The sequence below is a fragment of the Frankia sp. CoBUL1 genome, from assembly GCF_978021245.1.
This window is the reverse complement of sequence record NZ_CDXDOS010000034.1, coordinates 1-18,834: the sequence shown is the minus strand read 5'-3', so window position 1 is coordinate 18,834 and position 18,834 is coordinate 1. Positions and strand designations below refer to the sequence as shown.

Here is an 18,834-nt window from a genome sequence, read left to right as displayed (position 1 = left end):
GCCGCGGCGAAGAACCGGGGCGAGAAGTGGTCGATGCTGACCGCGTACGACGCCACCACCGCCGCCGTCTTCGACGAGGCGGAGATCCCCGTCCTGCTGGTCGGGGACTCGGCCGCCAACGTCGTCTACGGCTACGACACGACCGTGCCGATCACCGTCGATGAGCTGCTGCCGCTGGTCCGGGCCGTGGTCCGCGGAGCACCGCACGCGATGGTCGTCGCCGATCTGCCCTTCGGGTCGTACCAGGGGGGGCCGGCCGAGGCGCTGGCGAGCGCTACCCGCTTCCTCAAGGAGGGCGGGGCGCACGCGGTGAAACTCGAGGGCGGTTCCCGGGTGGTCCGGGCGGTGGACGCCCTGGTCGGCGCCGGCATCCCCGTTATCGGGCATCTGGGGCTGACCCCGCAGAGCATCCACACCATCGGGGGCTACCGGGTCCAGGGCCGCGACGAGGCCGGCGAGATCCTGCTGGCCGACGCGCTGGCGCTCGAGGCGGCCGGCGCGTTCGCGGTCGTGCTCGAGGTGGTTCCCGCCGATCTGGCCACCCGGGTGACGAAGGAGTTGCGCATCGCCACCGTGGGTATCGGAGCCGGCTCGGGATGCGATGCCCAGGTGCTGGTCTGGCAGGACATGGCCGGGCTGAGCGGCGGCCGCACGCCACGGTTCGTCAAGCGGTACGCGGATCTGCGCACGATTCTCGCGGACGCCGCCCGGGCCTACCGCGCGGACGTCCGGGACGGCAGGTACCCGACGATCGAGCACAGCTACTGATCAGTCACCCGGCCGGTGGTGCCGGCGGCGCCGGCGCTGTCACCCCGGTCCATCGCCGGTCCGGGCCAGCGCCGCCGCGAGCACGGACCACGCATCGACCAGGGACGGGCCGTACCAGGTCAGCAGGCGGCCGGACACGCAGACCGCGGGCGCGCTGAAGGTCTCGGGCCCGTCCGACGGGCTGAAGGGGTACGGCTCGTCGGGCAGGACCACCAGGTCATGGGGCGGGACGGCCGCGAGATCGATCCGAGGGTAGCGGTCCGGCGAGTCCGCCAGCACGTTGTCGACCCCCAGCCGGCGCAGCACGTCGCCGGTGAAGGTGTCCCGGCCGACCGCCATCCACGGCCGGCGCCAGATCGGCACCAACGCCCGCCGTCGCGGTCCGGCGGCCGGCACGGCCCAGGCCTGCCGGGCGGCGTCGAGCCAGCCGGGACGAGCCAGCCCGCAGGCCAGGCGCAACATCCGGTCCAGGCTCACCAGAGCCTGATCGACCGTGGTGGGGGCGGTGACCCACACGGCGAGCCCGGCCCGGCGCAGCGCGGCGAGGTCGGGTTCCCTGTTCTCCTCGGCGTTCGCGCAGACCAGGTCCGGGGCCAGGGAGACGATGGTATCGAGGTCGGGGTTCTTCGTCCCCCGGACCCGAGTAACGGCCAGCCCCGCGGGATGGCTGCACCAGTCGGTGGCACCCACCAGCAGACCGGGCGCGGTGACGGCGATCGACTCGGTGAGGCTGGGAACGAGCGAGACGATCCGTTCCACCCGCGCCGGAATCGCCACCGGGTGGCCCAGGTCGTCCCGGGGGGCCGTCCCCGCCTCTCGTTCCCGCCCATTCGCCACCGCGGCCCCGTCCAAACGGGCCCCGTCCAAACGGGCCACATCCGGACGTAGCCCGTCCGGACGCCGCTCAGACATCGGTGACCCGCAGGCCGGCGTGCGACTTGTACCGGCGATTGACCGAGATCAGGTTCGCGGTCAACGCCTCGACCTGACCGGCGTTGCGCAACGTGCCGGCGTAGATGCCCCGCATGCCGGGAATGCGCTCGGCGAGCGCGGCCACCAGATCGGTGGCGGCCCGATCGTCGCCGAGGACCAGGACGTCCGTGTCGATCTTCGTGACCGCGTCATCGGCCAGCAGCACCGCGGAGACGTGGTGGAAGGCCGCCACGATGGCGCTGTCCGGCAGGACGGCGGCCGCCTGCTGCGCGGCGCTGCCCTCGGGCACCGCGAGCGCGAAGGCACCCCCCTTGTCGAAGCCGAGGGGGTTGACGCAGTCGATCACGATCTTCCCGGCCAATGGCTCCCGCAGGGCGGCCAGGGTCTGGCGATGGCCCTCCCAAGGAACCGCGATGATGACGACATCGGCGCGCTCGGCGACCGTGGCGTTGTCCGCGCCCTCGATGCGCAGGCCGGGGCGCGCGAGCGCGGCCGCGGCCTGCTGGCCGCGTTCGGTCGAGCGGGACCCGATCAGTACGAGATGGCCGGAGGCGGCGAACCGCAGGCCGAGGCCCCCGCCCTGCGGACCCGAGCCGCCGAGGATACCGATGATCAGCGCGGGGACGTCCGGCCGGACGCGGTCAGTCGAAGCCACCCTGCCATCCTGCCCGATCCGGGCTTTGGCCGCCCGGCTGCGTGACACCCGTGAAAGCGTTCCCAGAACAGTGGGAACCAACCCGTTCACCCTCCGACATGACGATGCACGACAAGTACCCCCCCTTGCGGACAGCTCCTTGCAATGAGGGACTATGCAGAGACAACGGGACAGCTACGTGTCCGATTTTTCCGAACTCGCCCCCCGCGGGGAGATCCGGATCGACCGGGTCCATACACGTCGCCACCGGCAGAGGAGCAGCCCACGTGACTGACAGCTACAGCTCTTGGACCGCGACACTTGGTGAGCGAGTAGACACGAAAAGCGAAACCGCCGGTACTTCCAGGAACCCCGCGCGCGCATTGGTCTCAGATGGGCCGTACCGTTCCGTTTCACACACATCGAGCAGATCTTCGGAGTCAGGCGAGAGAGGTCGAGCAATGGCGGACGTGTCGGTTCGCTTCGCGATGACAAACGACAGCGAAGTGGTGCTGAACCTGTCGCTGCCGCAGGCACTGCGCCTGATGGAAGCGATCGCCCGCAAGGTGGGCGAAACCCTGGCCGAGCGCAGCACGCAGACGGTCGGCGGTGTCGGCGGTGTTCCCGCCTCGGCCCCTTCCAACGGGATGCCCAGCCTGGGGCCGTACACCCCATCCTGAGCATCCACGTGCCGCGCCGGTCCACCTGTCCCCACGCGGCGGCATCGCGCCACTTGGCGCGTTCTCACGCGGACAGTCCCGGGTGGACATCCGCCCGGGACGCCGACCATCGCTCAGAACCGGGGCGGTGCCCCGGCGAAACTCACGGGCCCGTCATGCACGGGCCTGTCACGCACCGGTCCGTCCTCGGGCCCCAGGTCCGGGAGTAGTGACCGATCGAGCCCAGGGCCGCGTCCAAGGCGCGTGGATGCGAGGCCGCGTACACCTCGCGAAGCCGGTCCACCGTCACCAGGGTGTAGATCTGGGTGGTACTGACCGAGGCGTGTCCCAGCAGCTCCTGCACCACCCGGACGTCGGCGCCGCCGTCGAGCAGGTGGGTGGCGAAGGAATGGCGCAGCACATGGGGTGAGACCCCCTCCACACCGGCCGCGAGCGCCGCCGTACGCAGCACCGACCACGCGCTCTGCCGGGACAGGCGGTTACCGCGGCGGGACAGGAAGACCGCGGGCCCCGAGCGGGGGGCGACCAGCGTCGGCCGCCCCACCCGCAGGTAGTCGGCCACCGCGGCGATGGCGTACCGACCGAGCGGGACGATCCGGTCGCGTCCGCCCTTGCCATGCAGGCGCACGGAGGCGGCCTCCAGATCGAGATCGTCGACGTCGAGACCGACGGCCTCCGAGATCCGGGCCCCGGTGCCGTAGAGAAGCTCCAGCAACGCGGTCGCTCGCAGACGACGGACGGCCTCGGCCGGTTCCACCGGCGGCGGTCCCCCGGGCGGCGGGGATCCCGGCGGGGGCGCACCTGCGGCCGCGGCGAGGACGGCCACCACCTGGTCGATGCTCAGGGCCTTCGGTAGCCGCCGGGGAGGCGTCGGTGGTCGAACCGGCCGGGACACGTCCTCGGGGACGTCACCCTCGTCGGCCGCGAAGCGGTGCAGCGACCGGACGGCGACCAGCATCCTCGCGACCGACGCCGCGGCAAGCGGCGGGTGCGTGTCGTCACCGGTGCGCAGCACGGCGGCGAATCCGGCAACCTCCGCCTCACCGACCGCGTCCAACGAGGGCAGACCGCATGCGGAGAGATGATCACAATAGCGGCGCAGGTCGCGACGGTAGGCGAGCACCGAGTTGCGCGCGAGTCCGCGTTCGCCCTCCAGATGGTGGAGATAGCGCTCGATGACGCCGGCAGGCGTGCCACGCAGCTGGGACAGCTGGGACCCGGCTCGATGATCCGCAGGCCGGGGCGGGTCGTCCGGCCCAGCCAGGTCGATCGGCCCGGCCAGGTCGTCCGGGCCGGGCCGAGGTGCCGACGGACGATGATCCGAGGACCCGCCGACGCCGGATGCCGAGGCCGCGGGGGGGCGCAGCCGGAATACCCGGTCGCCGTCGGTGACTCCCATCATCGAACTGATAGTAGGACCTGCCCCCCGTTCTCCGTTGGTGCCTATCCACATACCGCGTTTCCGCGGCTATCCTGGCGACTTGTGCGGGCGGGCAACGGGTCGTCACGGTACGCCGCACGGCTGGGGGTCGTCATCGCCATGCTCGTCATCCTCACGGGCGCGGGCTGCGGCGGCGACCAGCACGAGCCGTCCGGGGCCGCGCTCCCGGCCCGCCCCGGTTCCCAGAACCGGGGCACGGCCGTCTCCGGCGGCCCTTCCGTCTCCGGTTCGGCCCCCGGTGCGATCGATGACACGCCCGCGGCCGCCACCCGCACGGTCGAGGGCTACTTTCACGAGATCAACGAGGCCGCGCGGGCCGGTCGGGTCGCGGTTATCGCGCCGACGGCGCTCGATGGCTGCCAGCCCTGCGCCCTCGACGTCGGGGTGACCCGCTCGCTCCAGCAGCGGGGGCTGCGCGCGGACGGGCCGGCCTATCAGCTGAGCGACGTGCTCGCCCGGCCGCGGGTCGGGCTCGTCACCGAGGTGGACTTCACCGTGCGGACCCGGGCGGTGGGGCTGCTGGACCCGGCGGGCCGGCGGGTCTCCGACGCCCCGGGCGTGCCGACCCGGGTCGGCACGGCCGAGCTGTCGCTCACCGACCACGGCTGGCGTATCCAGACCCTGCGCTACGCCCCGGCCCAAGCATGACCACCGGCCCGGGGACGACCGGCCCGCACGCGACCACCGCCGCCCGCACGACCACCGCCGCCCGGCGCCGCACGATCCCGCGCCCGGCACTGATCGCGGTCGGCGCGCTGCTACTGGTGGGCCTGACCGGCCTCGCCGGCGGCGCGACGCCCGCCGCCGCGGGGCCCGGACGCACCGTCCCGGTGCCCTGCGTCGGCGCGCTGTGGGGTACCTGTGACACTCGGGCCACGGACAACGGCTACCAGTACCGCTACCACGACGGAGCGCTGGAGCGCGTCGGGATCCCGACCGGCTCGGGGGCCCGGCGGAGCGCGGCCTGCGGCCAAGACTGTCCGGACGACCCGGCGGCCGTCTGTGACCTGCTGACCGCGGTCGGGCCGGATCCGGCGATGGACGCGCAGGCGCGGGCCCAGTACGACCAGGCGGTGGCGGGCTGCTTCAACTACCTGCTGCCCGCCGGCGCGGTGCCGATCGCCCAGGTGCAGGCCGCGCTCGCCAACTACCTGCGCGAGAGACTCCTGCCGAAGCCGTCCATCGTCATCGCGCCGTCCGGCCGCAGCTTCGCGAACCTGGCCACGATCCTCTACACCCCGGTGCCCGACTCGTTCACGTTCAACGTCGACCAGCCGGTCGTGGCGACCATCAGTGCCGTTCCCCACTATCACTGGGAGTTCGGCGACGGCGAGACCGGCCCGGACGCTCCCGGCCGGCCCTACGACCCGGCGATCTCACCGCGCGATCATCCCGAGGCCTACGTGGCGCACGGCTACGCCCGGCCGGGCCGGTACCAGGTGACCCTCGCGGTGACCTGGGATGGCACGTTCACCGTTCCCGGGGTCGCGCAGGCGTTCCCGATCGCCGCGGTGACCCTCGCCGCCGCAGCGGGCCTCGTCGTCGACGAGGCCGCCGGCGTGCTGGTCCACAACGACTGACGCCACCGCGGGACCGACGCCACCGCGGAGAAACGGGGGCCGCGGCGCGGCGGCGGCTCAGCCGCGGTGAGCGGGACGAGCGGGCCAGGGTGCGTCGGGTGGGCGCAGACCGGCGTAGTTCTCGGCGCGCGCCCGGGCCGTGGCCAGCAGCCCGATGACCGCCATCGCGTTGGTGATCTCACCGCGCAGGACCCGTTCGACGGCGTCGGTGAAGTCGATGCGGGCGAGACCCATCTCGGCCTCCTCGTGCACCGGCACGTACCGCTCGGCGGCCGGGATCTCGTGCAGCCCGCGGGCCAGGAAGAGGCGGTAGGCCTCGTCGGTCATCCCTGGTGAGGCCCACACGTCAACCAGCAGATCGTAGCGGTCGGCGCGCAGCCCGGCCTCCTCGGCCAGCTCCCGCGCGGCGGCCGAGGACGCCGGCTCGCCCGGCACGTCGAGAATGCCGGCGGGCAGCTCCCACAGCGGACCACCGACGGGATGACGGTACTGATGGACCATCACCACCCGATCGGCCTCGTCGAGGGCGACCACCCCCACGGCGCCGGGATGCACCACCACATCACGCTGCGAGATGTCGCCATCCGGCATCCGCACCTGATCGCGGCGGACGGAGATGACCCTCCCCTGGTAGGCCAGGGTGCTCTCGGTGACCTCGTACCGGTGCGGGGTCGCTGTCACGGGGACACCAGCGCGGCGGTGCCGTTGGAGCTGACGCTCGGCCGGGACGCGCTCGCGCCCCGGCGGATACTCCCGCCGGATCGACCGGCCGTGACGCCGCGGGTCTGCGCGGCGCCGTTCTCTAGGACGCCGTTCTCCGGGACGCCGTTCTCCGGGGTGGCGGCGTCCTCGCTCGGCAGGTCCACCGGCAGCACCCCGCGGCGGCGGTCCGCATGCGCGACCGCCGCGGCGACGAGACCCCGGAACAACGGATGGGCCCGGGTCGGCCGGGACCGGAACTCCGGATGTGCCTGGGTGCCGACGTAGTACGGATGCACATCGGCGGGCAGTTCGACCACCTCGACCAGGCGGCCGTCCGGTGACGTCCCGGAGAAGACCAGCCCGGCGGCGGCCAGCCGGTGCCGATAGTCGTTGTTCACCTCGTACCGGTGCCGGTGGCGCTCGGCGACCTCGGCGACGCCGTATTCACGCTGGGCGAGCGTGCCGGGCACCAGCACGCACGAGTACAGGCCCAGTCTCATCGTGCCGCCCATGTCCCGGGTGCCGGCCATCACCTCGTGCTGGTCGGCCATCGTGGAGATCACCGGGTGGGGGGTCTCGGGGACGAACTCGGTGGAGTTCGCCGCCTCCAGGCCGGCGAGACTGCGGGCCGCCTCGATGACCATGCACTGCAGGCCGAGGCAGATACCGAGGGTCGGAATGCCGTTCTCGCGGGCGTGCCGCAGCGCGGTGAGCTTGCCCTCGATGCCCCGCACCCCGAAACCACCGGGAACGATGACCCCGTCGATCCCGTCGAGCAGGGTGGCCGTCGCATCCGGGGAAGAGCACTCGTCCGAGGTGACCCACCGCAGGTCCACCCGGGTGTCGGTGGCGAAGGCGCCGGCGCGCAGGGCCTCGGTCACCGAGAGGTAGGCGTCGGAGAGATCCACGTACTTGCCGACGATCGCGATCGTCGCCGTGTTGGCCGGGTGGTGCACCCGCCGCAGCAACGTGTCCCACTCCGTCCAGTCGACGTCGCGGAAGGACAGCCCGAGCCGACGCACCACGTAGGCGTCGAGGCCCTCGCGGTGCAGCACCCGGGGGATGTCGTAGATGGAACTCGCGTCCGGCGCCCCGACGACGGCCTCATCATCGACGTCGCACATCATCGCGATCTTCTTCTTGAGCGAATCGGGCAGCGGCCGGTCGGACCGGCAGACCACGGCGTCGGGCTGCAGGCCGATACTGCGCAACGCCGCGACCGAATGCTGGGTCGGCTTGGTCTTCAGCTCTCCGGAGGGGGCGAGGTAGGGGACCAGGCTCACGTGCACCGTCAGGGCGTTGTCCCGACCGACCTCGTGGCGTACCTGACGGATCGCCTCCAGGTAGGGCAGCGATTCGATGTCCCCGACGGTCCCGCCGACCTCAGTGATCACCACGTCGACGGAGTCACCGGCCAGCCGCCGGATCCGGTCCTTGATTTCGTCGGTGATGTGCGGGACGACCTGGACGGTCTGGCCCAGATAGCCGCCGCGGCGTTCCCTGGCGATGACGGCCGAGTAGACCTGACCCGTCGTCACGTTGGCGCTGCCGTCGAGGCTGACGTCGAGGAACCGCTCGTAGTGGCCGATGTCGAGGTCGGTCTCGGCCCCGTCGTCGGTCACGAACACCTCACCGTGCTGAAACGGGTTCATCGTCCCCGGGTCCACGTTGAGGTAGGGGTCGAGCTTCTGCATCGTGACACGAAGTCCACGAGCCTTGAGTAGTCGGCCAAGGCTCGACGCGGTCAGTCCCTTGCCGAGACTGGACGCAACCCCGCCGGTGACGAAGATGTGTTTGGTGATATGCGCCTGACCCACCCGAAGCTCCCGTGGTTACGCCGCCGGTCCGGCCCCGGCGCCTCCACGGGACTTCACGGTAACAGCTCCCCCGCGCGACGCCTCCAGCGCAATGCGGGGACTCTGCCATAAGGGTGAGTCATGCCCCTCGGTTATCACCTTCGGTGACTGCCTGGACCACCGCAGGATGTCCGACCTCCCGACCGCGGTGGCACTACGGCAGCGCCTTGTCGGCCTCCGCGGCGGCGAGCAGCTCCTCGGCGTGCCCACGGGCCAGCGGGCTCTCCTCCTGGCCGGCGAGCATCCGGGAGAGCTCCCGCACCCGGCCGGCGTCGTCGAGCATGACGATCCCGCTACGGGTGACCGATCCGTCGTCGGCCTTGTGGACCACCAGATGACGGTCCGCGAAGGCGGCGACCTGCGGCAGATGAGTGATACAGATCACCTGATGGGTGCGGGCGAGGCGGGCGAGGCGCCGGCCGATCTCCACCGCGGCCCGGCCGCCGACCCCGGCGTCCACTTCGTCGAAGACCATGGTCGAACCGGTGTCAGCGGCGGCGAGTACGACCTCGATCGCGAGCATGACCCGGGACAGCTCACCGCCCGACGCGCCTTTCTGGACCGGCCGCGGCGGCGCCCCGGGATGCGGGATCAGCCGCAGCTCCACGTCGTCGACGCCGAACGGTCCGAACGCGACGACCCGCAGGCCGACCGGCAGACCGGCTGGATCGTCGCGCTGCGACACGGCGGCCTCCACCCGGGCCCGGGGCATCGCGAGCCCGGCGAGCTCGGCGGCGACCGCCGCACCGAACCGGGCCGCCGCCTTGGTCCGGGCCTCGCTGACCTCCTCGGCGAGCCGGGCCAGCTCGGCGGTCAGGCTGTCCCGCCGGGCGGTGAGCGCCTCGACGCTGTCCCCGGCGCCGTCGAGTTCCAGCAACCGGCGCCCGGCCTGGTCCGCCCAGGCCAGCACGCCGTCAATGCCGGTGCCGTGCGCCCGGGTCAGGTTGGTGAGGGCGGCCTTGCGCGCCTGGGCGTCGGCGAGGCGCACCGGGTCGGCATCGATGCCCTCCGCGTAGGAGGCGAGGTCCGCGGCGACGTCGGTGAGCAGCATCCCCACCTCCGTGAGCCGCGTGCCGAGGGCGGCGAGCTCGGTGTCGAGGGCGGACTCGCCGGCGATGACCCGCTGGGCCGCGGCCACCAGATCGACCGCACCGGGCTCGTCCGACCCAGTGGCCGGATCGCTCATCAGCGCGGCGTGCGCGGTCCGCGCCGCCCGCACCAGGGTCTCCGCGTGCTCCAGCTTGGTCAGCTCGGCGTCGAGGGTGACGTCCTCACCGGGGCCGGGGGCGATCCGTTCCACCTCGTCCAGGCCGATGCGCAGCAGCTCCGCCTCCTGCTCGCGTTCACGCACCCGGTCGGTGATCTCGGCGAGCTGCCGACTGACCCGGGTCAGCTCCCGGTACGCACCGCCGTAGCGGGCCAACGGCCCGGCGACGGCGGAACCGGCGAACCGGTCCAACGCATCACGCTGGGTGGACGGCTTGAGCAGGCGCTGCGCCTCGGACTGGCCGTGCACGGCGATCAGCTCCTCGGCGATCTCGGCGAGGACACTCGCCGGAACCGAGCGGCCCGCGACCTGCGCCCGGGACCGGCCCTCCGCGGTCAGGGTCCGACCGACGACGAGGACGGCGCCACCCGGATCCTCGTCGAGGTCGCCGCCGACTTCGCGGACCCGGGCCGCGACAGCCGACTCGGCACCGATGACGAGCCGACCCTCGACAAAGGCGCGATCGACCCCGGGCCGGACCAGACCGTAATCCGCCCGCCCGCCGGTGAGCAGCCCCAGCCCCTGGACAATCATGGTCTTGCCGGCTCCGGTCTCGCCACTCACCACGGTGAGGCCGGGAGCGAGGGCGAGGGCGGCATCGTCGATGACCCCGAGGCCGCGGATGCGAATCTCCTCGAGCACGCCCCGAACTCTAGCGTCACCAGGACGGAGGCCGATATCGCAGAGGCGGAAGATCCGACATCGCGGTCCCCGCGTCGCGGCGAAGCCCCCCGACAGCCACCCCAGGAAGCTCGCCGAAGGCAAGCTGACGGAAACCCCGAACGGCGCCCAAGGCCAGGGGTCCCCGCGTCGCGGCGAAGCCGCTACGCGGGGGAGGCACGCTGGTTGCGTCCCCGCCAACCTTCCACCGGAAGGCCGAACTTGGCAACAAGACGATCAGTGAACGGCAGCGGGCGCACCACGGCGAGCCGCACCGGTCGGCGGCCGCGGACCACCTCGACCCGCGACTCGGGGGGCACCTCGACGGACCGCCGGCCGTCACAGTAGAGGACCGCGGGCACCGGCGGCAGGATCTCCACGGCGACCGCGGAGGTCGGCGCCAGCACGAGCGGCCGGGCGAACAGCGCGTGCGCGCTGATCGGGGCGACCAGCAGGGCCTCGACGCCCGGCCACATCACCGGGCCACCGACCGAGAAGGCGTAGGCGGTGGATCCGGTGGGCGTCGAACAGATCACCCCGTCGCAGCCCCACCGGGATAGCGGACGCCCGTCAATCTCCAACACGCATTCCAGCATCCGAGCGCGCTCGGCCTTCTCCAGGGACATCTCGTTGAGCGCCCAGCCGGTATAGGTGACCTCGCCACGCCGCCGGACCGTGACGTCTACCGTCATGCGTTCCTCGACCGTGTAGTCCTTGCGGACGACGTGCTCGATGGTGGATTCCAGCGCGTCGGGTTCGGCCTCGGCGAGGAACCCGACATGCCCGAGGTTCACGCCCAGCAGCGGGGCGTCAGCGGTGCGGGCCAGCTCCGCGCCGCGCAGCAGGCTGCCGTCGCCGCCGAGGACCAGCACCAGTTCCACCCCGACGGCCGCGTCGGCGTCGGGCGGCACGCTGTTGGCGGCGGTCAGGTCGAGCATCTCCGCCTCGTCCCGCAGCACCCGCGGCGACACCCCGGCGGCGGCCAGGCCCTCGATGACCCGATGGGCGCTCTCCCGGACCACCGAGCGGCGGGGATGGGTGACGACGAGGATCTCCCGCGTCATGCCCGGCGCCCCGGTCCCGCGGGGCCGGCTGCGATCGCCCCGGTCAGGACGTCCGCGTCGAGCGGTGGGGCCCCGGCGGCCAGCCACAGCAGGTACTCGACGTTGCCCGCCGGGCCGGGCAGCGGACTCGCCGTGACGCCACGCACGCCGAGATCCAGCATGGCCGCGGACGCCGCCACGTCGCGGACCGCCTCGGCGTGCAATGCGGTGTCACGCACCACCCCGCCGGGCCCGAGCCGCTCCCGGCCGACCTCGAACTGGGGCTTCACCAGCAGCACGAAATCGGCATCCGGGACCGCGCAGGCGCGCAGCGCGGGCAGCACCAGGGCCAGCGAGATGAACGACAGGTCCCCGACGACCAGGTCGACGCGGTCACCGATCTCGGCGGGCGTCAGGTTCCGGGCGTTGGTACGGTCGAGCACGCGGACTCGGGGGTCGCAGCGCAGCCGCCACAGCAACTGCCCGTAGCCGACGTCCACGGCCACGACGGTCCCCGCACCGTACCGCAGCAGCACGTCGGTGAAGCCGCCGGTGGAGGCACCGACGTCCAGGCACCGACGACCGGCCACGACCAGCGTGGGGCCGGTCGAACGCGGGGTCCCGGCACCCGGTCCCGGTGCGGGGACCCCGAAGGCCTCGAAGGCACCCAGAAGTTTGTGCGCGCCGCGGGAGGCGTAGCCGGGATCGTCCCCCTTCGTCACCGCGATGGAGGTGGATCCGTCGACCACCGTGGCGGCCTTCGTGGCAGGAATGCCGCCGACCAGCACCCGACCCGCGATGATCGCCGCAACGGCCTGCTCCCGGGACCGGGCGAGACCACGACGGACAAGTTCGCTGTCCAGACGTGTCCGGCGGGACATCGCGACCCCGGAGCGACTCACCGCGCCGGCCGGATCATGCCCGGCCCGGGCCGCGGCCCTCCCGTGGGACGCGCCCCGCAACGCGCCGGAACGGGCACGCCCGGCCCGGCCGCGCCCCCGACGCCCTTGACGCGGTCAGCGCCCTTGACCTGGTCAGCGCTCCCGTCCAGGTCCGCCAGTGCCCCGGCCAACCGGCGGTTTATCTCCTCGAAGACCTCGACATGCGCGGCCGTCGGTAGGACGTCGAGCATGTCCAGCCGGCCGAGGGCGCCGCGAACCTCGGCAGGCAGATTCTCGGTGTTCACGTTGTCAGCCTCCCGCACTCACGGCCGCTGACGCGACGGACCCTGGCGACGTGCGTCATGCGACGAATCTCATGTCCTGTCCACTCCTCGTCCGGCCGGATCCGCCCTCGGCCGGACCGGGACCTCACCCCGGGTCCGTCAGGACCACCGGAGATCGGCTCGCAACCGGTGTAAACTCGCCCGCCACGCGGGTCGTCCCGCCCGGAACACCTACTCTCACGCTAGTGTCCCGGACACGCCGGGCCGAGAGGGGCGCAGGTCGAACAGGCCGAGAGGAGGACCGGCCGGGATGGCCGACAGGTCGCAGTGCGAGGCCGCGCTCCATGCTCTCGCCGCCCGTCTGGATGGGCTCTCCGCCGACGGCCGTCCCCCGCGCGCCCCGGATCGCGTCATCGTCTGTCGTATCCCCGATCTCGGCGCTGTCTTCTCCGGGGAGCTGCGTGACGGCTGCCTGCGGCACATTGGCGAAGGCAGCCGCGACGACGCCCAGATCACCCTGACGCTGGAGAGCGACGACCTGGTGGCGGTCGCCGAGGGAAGGCTTCCCGCGATGACCGCCTGGGCCAGTGGGCGGCTGAAGGTGGACGCGAGCGTGTGGGATCTGCTGCGGGTCCGCTCGCTGCTGTGACGATGTGCCTGTTCACCGACGATGCTCCAAGGCGCCGGGACTCAGGCGGACACCGGGACTCAGGCGAGCGCCACGGGCTCCGGTGCCCGGGGCGCCGGAGCCATCAGGTCCTCGCAACCCGGCGGGCGTCGCGCCGCGATCGCGTGGACGGCGACGCCGCTGTCCAGGGCGGACCAGACCGTGGCGCAGGCGGCCCGCAGCCCGTCCAGCCCGTCGGTGCCGTCCCCGTTCCACGTGTCGTCACCCGACACATCCCGGTCTGACGCATCCCCACCGGAATGACCGCCACCTGAACGATCGCCATCCGACGCGTCATCGCCCAGCCCGTAGCTTTCACCCGACCAGTGCAGCGTCCCCTCCTCGACCCGGCTGCTCCAGGCGCCGCAACGATAGGCGTGGTTCCCCAGCTCCGGGACGGCCTCCACCGGTGGCGCCGCCCGGAGCAGCCCGCGCAGGTCCGCGGCGAGGAAGTCGGGACGGTGCGGAGCGGGAGCGGCGAGCAGGTCTCCGGGGGTCGTCACCCCGGTGAAGACGAGCAGGGTCGGCGTCGACGTCCGGTGACCGGCCTCGATGTCGGTGTCGAGCCGGTCACCGACGATGAGGGGTGTCCGGGCTCCGCTGCGCCGCATCGACTCGCGGTGCATCGCCGACTCGGGTTTGCCGGTCACCACCGGCTCGCGGTCCGTGGCGGCCCTCAGGAAGGCGATGACGGATCCGTTACCGGGCGCGACGCCCCGCTCGGTTGGCACGGTGCGATCGGCGTTGCTGGCGATCCACAGTGCTCCGGCCCGGATGGCATAGGCCGCCTCGGCGAGGCGGGCATAGGTGAGATCCGGGTCGAACCCCTGGACCACCGCCGCCGGATCGTCCTCGGCCGAGTCCACCGGGACCAGGCCCTCCTCCGTCACCGCCTGTCGAAGTCCCCGCCCTCCGGTAATGAGCACCCGGGATCCGGTGCCCAGCCGTTCGGCCAGGACGTGCGCCGCTGCCTGCGCCGAGGTGACGACGTCCTCGGTTTGCGCCGGCACGCCGAAGCCGCGCAGGCGGGCGGCGACCTCGGCCGGCGGGCGCAGCGCGTTGTTCGTGACGTACACCGTGCGCATCCCCCGGCGGCCCGCGGCTGCGATGGTGCCGGCCGCGTGCGGCACGGCGGCGACCCCACGGTTGACGACACCGTCAAGATCCATCAGGGCGACGTCGAACAGGTCGGCCAGCGGCCGGTCCGTCCCGCGCAACGGCCCGGGGAAGCCGCCGGAAGACACGGAGCAACCAGAGGACACAGAGAAACCAGACAAGCCGCAGGACGACGAAACGGAGGAGACCGCGGAAGGGCTGACTGACGAAGACCTGGTTGACGTGGTCTCGTGCGCCGGCGCGGGCACGGCGGCCGGCCGGGTCATGCTTGAGCCAACGCCGCGCGGGCGCCACGCAGCGCGACACCGTAGTGTCGGATGTCGGGACGCATCGCCACGGCCAGCGCCAGATGCTCCACGGCCGCCCGGAGATCACCGATCTTGCGGGCGGACAGCCCGAGGCCGAACTGGGCGTAGTCGTCGGTGGGATGCCGATCCACGATCCAGGCGAAAGTCTCCCGGGCCGCGCCGTACTGACCGGCGGTGAACTGCGCCCGGGCCAGCGCCTCCCGCACACTCGGCGAGGCGGGTTCGGCCGCGACGGCGTGGGCCAGCAGCTGTACCGCGGCATTGGCGTCCCCGTGGCCGAGCAGCGCCATCCCCCGGGTGTACCAGTCGTAGACCTCACCCGCCGGTCCCGGCCGGGACCGGTCCGCACCGTCATCCCCCCAGGACGTCACATCGGACGGCACCGAGCTGGATCTATCACGTCGTCTGCGGGCAGGCAGCCCACCGGGCGTCTCGTCCGGTACATCCCCCGGAGGGCCGGTCTCCTCGGACATCTTCACCTCCACGACACGGACGATCATCTGTCTCCTCGCCACACCAATCCTGAGCACCGGGCACGGACCTCGCGCCGGACTCCGCCGCACCGTGGCGCCCTCGATGCGCATCACCGCCTCTCACCCGAGGAACACCGCCGGATCCGGAATCACTCCGTCCGGCTTCGCCACCGCGGGCGCCAAGCGCCAGGCACATCCTCGAGGTCCGCAGCTCCAGTGTCGCCGCAAAGCCGCCCGACGTACCTCGAGATCCCCATAACGATCAGGTGTGCGCTGTCAACCGTCCCGCCGCTCCGATGGCACGCTCGCACTACGGGAAGGTGGTGAAATGTTCCTCTCGCCCGCTCGGGCCGGCCGGAACACGGGCGGTCAGCAGCGAGGGCACTCCCGGGTCACACCGGGTCCGCACCCTCGGGGCCCTACGATGCGGCTCATGGTTGACGCCGATCGTCCCGTTCCCGCTCCGGCGGGTCTCGTGCTCGCCCCGTTCCGGGCCGCACGATTTCCGTCCTCCGGGCCGGACCTCGCCCCGCTGACCTCCCCGCCCTACGACGTCATCGACGACGCCGAGCGGGCGGAGCTCCAAGCGCGCGACGAGCGCAACGTGGTCCGGCTCATCCTCCCCGGGGAGGACTACGACGGGGCCGCCCGCACGCTGCGGGCATGGCTGGACAGCGGAGTGCTGCGTCGCGACGAGAAGGCCTCCGTCTATGTCTACGAGGAGGAGCGGGCCGGCCACGCCCAGCGCGGGCTGATCGGGGCGGTCGCGCTGACCGATCCGGATGCGGGGATCATCCTCCCGCACGAGAACACCATGGCGGGCCCGGTCTCAGACCGGTTGGCGCTGACCCGCGCGACCCGCGCGAACCTGGAACCGATCTTCCTGCTCTACGCCGGCGGTGGCGAGACCAGCCGGGTGGTCTCGATGGTGATCGCCACGACGCCGCTGGTGGAGACGTCCACGGACGACGGGGTGACGCACCGGCTCTGGGCCATCGACGATCCGGCGGTCCTCACCGCCATCGCCGCGGACCTGTTGCCCCGGCGCGCGGTGATCGCGGACGGCCACCATCGGTACGCCACCTACCGCCAGTACCAGGCGGAACGGCACGCCGCCGGGGATGGTTCGGGCCCCTGGGACTTCGGTCTGGCCTTCCTCGTCGACGCGACCGTCTCGGGGCCCCAGGTGCACGCCATCCACCGGGTGGTGCGTGGTCTCGGGCTCACCGAGGCGGTGCGGCGGGCCGCCGAGGTGTTCACCGTGCGTCAGCTCGCCGGGCCCGGCGAGGGTGGTACCGCCGCCGGGGATGCCGGTGGCGTGGGGCCGGCAGGCGCGGACCCGGACGCGCTGGTGGAGGAACTGGCCAAGGCCGGGCAGGGCGGGCACGCGTTCGTGGTCACCAACGGCACCGCGGCCTACCTGCTCACCGAGCCCGACGCCGGCCTGCTCGCGCGTAGTCTGCCCCCCGAACGGTCGGCGGCCTTCCGTGGACTCGACGTCACCGTCGCTCATCTTGCGTTGATCGTGGACGTCTGGGGGTTGACTGACACGGTGGGCGTGGTCGACTACCACCACGACGCGCCGGCCGCGATCGCCGCGGCGGCTGCGGCGGGAGGTACCGCGCTACTGCTCAACCCCACCCCGATCGCCGATGTGACGGCCGTCGCCGAGGCCGGCGAGCGGATGCCGCGCAAGTCGACGTTGTTCACCCCGAAGCCGCGCACCGGACTCGTGCTGCGTCCGCTCGACGACTGACCGGCGTACATAGGACCGGCGTAGGATCGACGTACACACGGTCCGTCTCCCCGCGGACCCACGGATACCGGGCGGAGTGGTCCTCGGCCGAACGGTCCTACCTCCCGGTCTCCGTCGCCTCGGCCTCGGGAGCAGCCTCGGTGCCGGCGCCGGTGCCATGATCAGTAAGATCATGGCCGGTGATGTCCTGATCGACGTTCCCCTCGGTCCCGGCGTCCGCGTCGGGACCGGCCCGATCGGAGAGCAGGAGATCCGCGCCGTCCTGGGCAGCCTCCTCGTCCTCCTCGGGGAGAGGCCGACCAGTCATGATCAGGTACGCACGGGCGTCGGCGTCGGTCTCTCCCTCGTCGATCGCAGCCGTGGAGGTGAACCAGCGTGCGGCCTCCTCTGGACGACCGGCGGCAAGCAGCGCCTCGGCATAGGCGTACCAGAGGCGGGCGGTCCACAGCGCGGGCGGCGTCTTGGCCGTGGCCAGATCCCGCAGCAACACGACGGCGGCCTCCGGCTGACCGAGGTCCCGGCGGGCCCCGGAGACGACGATGAGCATCTCCGCCCGAGCGGCCGGATCAAGCTGGTCGATCTGCGGATCCCGCAGGTAGGCGACGGTACGCTCCGGCCGGCCCAGTCCCCGTTCGCTGTCCGCCATCAGCGGCAGGTTGTGCGCGGAACCGTCCATCCGACGAGCGGCCCGAAGTTCCACCAGGGCCGTCGCGTACTCCCCCGCATGGTAGGCCGCGATACCGACCGCCTCGCGCACCGCGGGCAGGCGCGGCACCCGATCGGCGGCGGCGCGGGCGTGGGCGAGCGCGCGGGCGGGATCGTCGTCGAGCAGCAGGGCGGTCGCGACGAGATGGCGGGCGATCGTGTCGGCGAGCGACGATGGCAGCCCCCGAAGGGACCGGCGCACGTCGTGGTCCAGCAGGTCCGCGCGGGCCTCGTCGGGAAGTGGCGGAGCCGGCACCCGGGCCCGCCGGCTGCCCTGCTCAGTCTGATCAGTCCGGCCAGCCCGGTCGGTTCTGTCAGTCCGGCCATCCCCGGTCGGACGGCTGCCGCGGGGGCCGCCGCCCCCGGGCCTGGAAGCCTCGGTGAACGGCCGGCCACGGTGCTCGGCGCGAGCGGCGCCGTCGCGGCGGTCCCCTCCACCGCTGGTGTCCCGGGGCCCCCGGGACTCCCGGCCTCGATCGCCGCCGGGCCGCGGGCCGGCCGAGCGCGTACCCGCGGGACGGTCGCCATCGGAACGCCAGACTCTGCCGTGAGTCGGCCGTTCAGGGCCGTCGTGCCGGGGCTGCGGGCCGTCGCTGCCGGCCCGGGGCTGCCCGGGCCGATGGGATACCGAGGAGTCGCGCCCCGGTCTGCCGTGGTCGGGACGGCTACTCGGCCTTCCGGACCGGCCGGTCTCCTCCGCTCCCGGCCGACCCCGACGCTCGCGCCAAGCCGCCTCGGCGGCGACCCGGTTGCGGGCGGAGGCTCCGCTCGCGCCCCGGTCACCGCGCGGGCCCCGGTCACCGCGCGGGCCGTCGGCTCGGGAAAAGCGCTCACCGCCAGCCGCCGGAGCACGCCCACCGCCGGTCCCCTCCGGACGCCGAGCCCCACCCGGGCGGCGGTCGACGAACGAGGCGGCCGAGGAGGAAGAGGAACTGGAGGATCCCGCATCGCCCGCACGCGGCGGTGCGCCGTACCGGGCGTTGCCGTACCGGGTGTTGGAGTCCGCACCCCTGGAGCGGTCCGGCCGGCCCTGGCCCTCCGGGCCGCGGCGGAACTGGCCCGCCCCGCCCCGCGTTCCTC

At 72.8% G+C, this 18,834-nt stretch carries 18 protein-coding genes; 6 read left to right on the top strand and 12 right to left on the bottom strand.

The window, feature by feature from the left end; all coding sequences use genetic code 11:
• Nucleotides 1-768 (top strand): 3-methyl-2-oxobutanoate hydroxymethyltransferase (gene panB / locus AC08OX_RS05220; protein WP_476606768.1); only part of this gene is annotated, 768 nt, incomplete at its 5' end.
• Between the two features lie 39 nt (nt 769-807).
• Here the strand turns inward: panB and AC08OX_RS05215 are convergent.
• Nucleotides 808-1,680: a helical backbone metal receptor gene (locus AC08OX_RS05215; protein WP_476606767.1), complete on the bottom strand. Its 873-nt coding sequence runs from the start codon at nt 1,678-1,680 to the stop codon at nt 808-810.
• Nucleotides 1,673-2,356, bottom strand: coding sequence for an NADPH-dependent F420 reductase (gene npdG, locus AC08OX_RS05210; RefSeq protein WP_476606766.1), 684 nt, complete (start codon nt 2,354-2,356; stop codon nt 1,673-1,675). Before npdG ends, AC08OX_RS05215 begins: the two co-directional genes overlap by 8 nt.
• 440 nt (nt 2,357-2,796) lie before the next feature.
• On the opposite strand from npdG, the gene AC08OX_RS05205 reads away from it, so the two are divergent.
• On the top strand, nt 2,797-3,015 hold the full coding sequence (locus AC08OX_RS05205; RefSeq protein ID WP_023841797.1) for a hypothetical protein: 219 nt from the start codon (nt 2,797-2,799) through the stop codon (nt 3,013-3,015).
• 142 nt (nt 3,016-3,157) lie between these two features.
• On the opposite strand, the gene AC08OX_RS05200 is transcribed toward AC08OX_RS05205, so the two are convergent.
• Nucleotides 3,158-4,414 (bottom strand): site-specific tyrosine recombinase XerD, encoded by a 1,257-nt coding sequence (locus AC08OX_RS05200; protein WP_476606772.1) that lies wholly within the window; start codon nt 4,412-4,414, stop codon nt 3,158-3,160.
• Nucleotides 4,415-4,555: 141 nt separating this feature from the next.
• On the opposite strand from AC08OX_RS05200, the gene AC08OX_RS05195 reads away from it, so the two are divergent.
• Together AC08OX_RS05195 and AC08OX_RS05190 are read left to right on the top strand one after the other, a co-directional pair.
• Nucleotides 4,556-5,104 (top strand): hypothetical protein, encoded by a 549-nt coding sequence (locus tag AC08OX_RS05195; protein WP_476606765.1) that lies wholly within the window; start codon nt 4,556-4,558, stop codon nt 5,102-5,104.
• Entirely contained in the window at nt 5,101-6,036 is a 936-nt protein-coding gene (locus AC08OX_RS05190) for a PKD domain-containing protein (protein ID WP_476606764.1), read from the top strand. The genes AC08OX_RS05195 and AC08OX_RS05190 overlap by 4 nt, the downstream gene beginning before the upstream one ends.
• Before the next feature lie 57 nt (nt 6,037-6,093).
• On the opposite strand, the gene AC08OX_RS05185 is transcribed toward AC08OX_RS05190, so the two are convergent.
• The 6 genes from AC08OX_RS05185 to AC08OX_RS05160 form a co-directional block, all read right to left on the bottom strand.
• A complete protein-coding gene (locus tag AC08OX_RS05185) occupies nt 6,094-6,717 on the bottom strand; it encodes an NUDIX domain-containing protein (protein ID WP_011437541.1) in 624 nt (207 codons plus the stop codon).
• Nucleotides 6,714-8,555, bottom strand: a complete 1,842-nt coding sequence (locus AC08OX_RS05180) for a CTP synthase (RefSeq protein ID WP_476606763.1) — start codon at nt 8,553-8,555, stop codon at nt 6,714-6,716. Before AC08OX_RS05180 ends, AC08OX_RS05185 begins: the two co-directional genes overlap by 4 nt.
• A gap of 193 nt (nt 8,556-8,748) precedes the next feature.
• Nucleotides 8,749-10,503: a DNA repair protein RecN gene (gene recN / locus AC08OX_RS05175; RefSeq protein ID WP_476606762.1), complete on the bottom strand. Its 1,755-nt coding sequence runs from the start codon at nt 10,501-10,503 to the stop codon at nt 8,749-8,751.
• A 182-nt stretch (nt 10,504-10,685) separates the two neighbouring features.
• A complete protein-coding gene (locus tag AC08OX_RS05170) occupies nt 10,686-11,585 on the bottom strand; it encodes an NAD kinase (protein WP_476606761.1) in 900 nt (299 codons plus the stop codon).
• Nucleotides 11,582-12,445 (bottom strand): TlyA family RNA methyltransferase, encoded by an 864-nt coding sequence (locus tag AC08OX_RS05165; RefSeq protein ID WP_476606771.1) that lies wholly within the window; start codon nt 12,443-12,445, stop codon nt 11,582-11,584. The genes AC08OX_RS05170 and AC08OX_RS05165 overlap by 4 nt, the downstream gene beginning before the upstream one ends.
• Nucleotides 12,446-12,462: 17 nt before the next feature.
• Entirely contained in the window at nt 12,463-12,750 is a 288-nt protein-coding gene (locus tag AC08OX_RS05160; protein ID WP_476606760.1) for a hypothetical protein, read from the bottom strand.
• 289 nt (nt 12,751-13,039) lie between these two features.
• Between AC08OX_RS05160 and AC08OX_RS05155 the strand changes: the two genes are divergently transcribed.
• On the top strand, nt 13,040-13,378 hold the full coding sequence (locus AC08OX_RS05155; RefSeq protein ID WP_011437547.1) for an alkyl sulfatase C-terminal domain-containing protein: 339 nt from the start codon (nt 13,040-13,042) through the stop codon (nt 13,376-13,378).
• Nucleotides 13,379-13,437: 59 nt separating this feature from the next.
• Here the strand turns inward: AC08OX_RS05155 and AC08OX_RS05150 are convergent, their stop codons facing one another.
• A complete protein-coding gene (locus tag AC08OX_RS05150) occupies nt 13,438-14,778 on the bottom strand; it encodes an HAD-IIA family hydrolase (protein ID WP_476606759.1) in 1,341 nt (446 codons plus the stop codon).
• Entirely contained in the window at nt 14,775-15,320 is a 546-nt protein-coding gene (locus tag AC08OX_RS05145; protein ID WP_476606758.1) for a tetratricopeptide repeat protein, read from the bottom strand. The genes AC08OX_RS05150 and AC08OX_RS05145 overlap by 4 nt, the downstream gene beginning before the upstream one ends.
• A 397-nt stretch (nt 15,321-15,717) precedes the next feature.
• On the opposite strand from AC08OX_RS05145, the gene AC08OX_RS05140 reads away from it, so the two are divergent.
• Entirely contained in the window at nt 15,718-17,049 is a 1,332-nt protein-coding gene (locus tag AC08OX_RS05140) for a DUF1015 domain-containing protein (protein WP_476606757.1), read from the top strand.
• 97 nt (nt 17,050-17,146) lie between these two features.
• Here AC08OX_RS05140 and AC08OX_RS05135 read toward each other — a convergent pair whose 3' ends face one another.
• On the bottom strand, nt 17,147-18,010 hold the full coding sequence (locus AC08OX_RS05135; protein ID WP_476606756.1) for a tetratricopeptide repeat protein: 864 nt from the start codon (nt 18,008-18,010) through the stop codon (nt 17,147-17,149).
• Between the last annotated feature and the right edge of the window lie 824 nt (nt 18,011-18,834).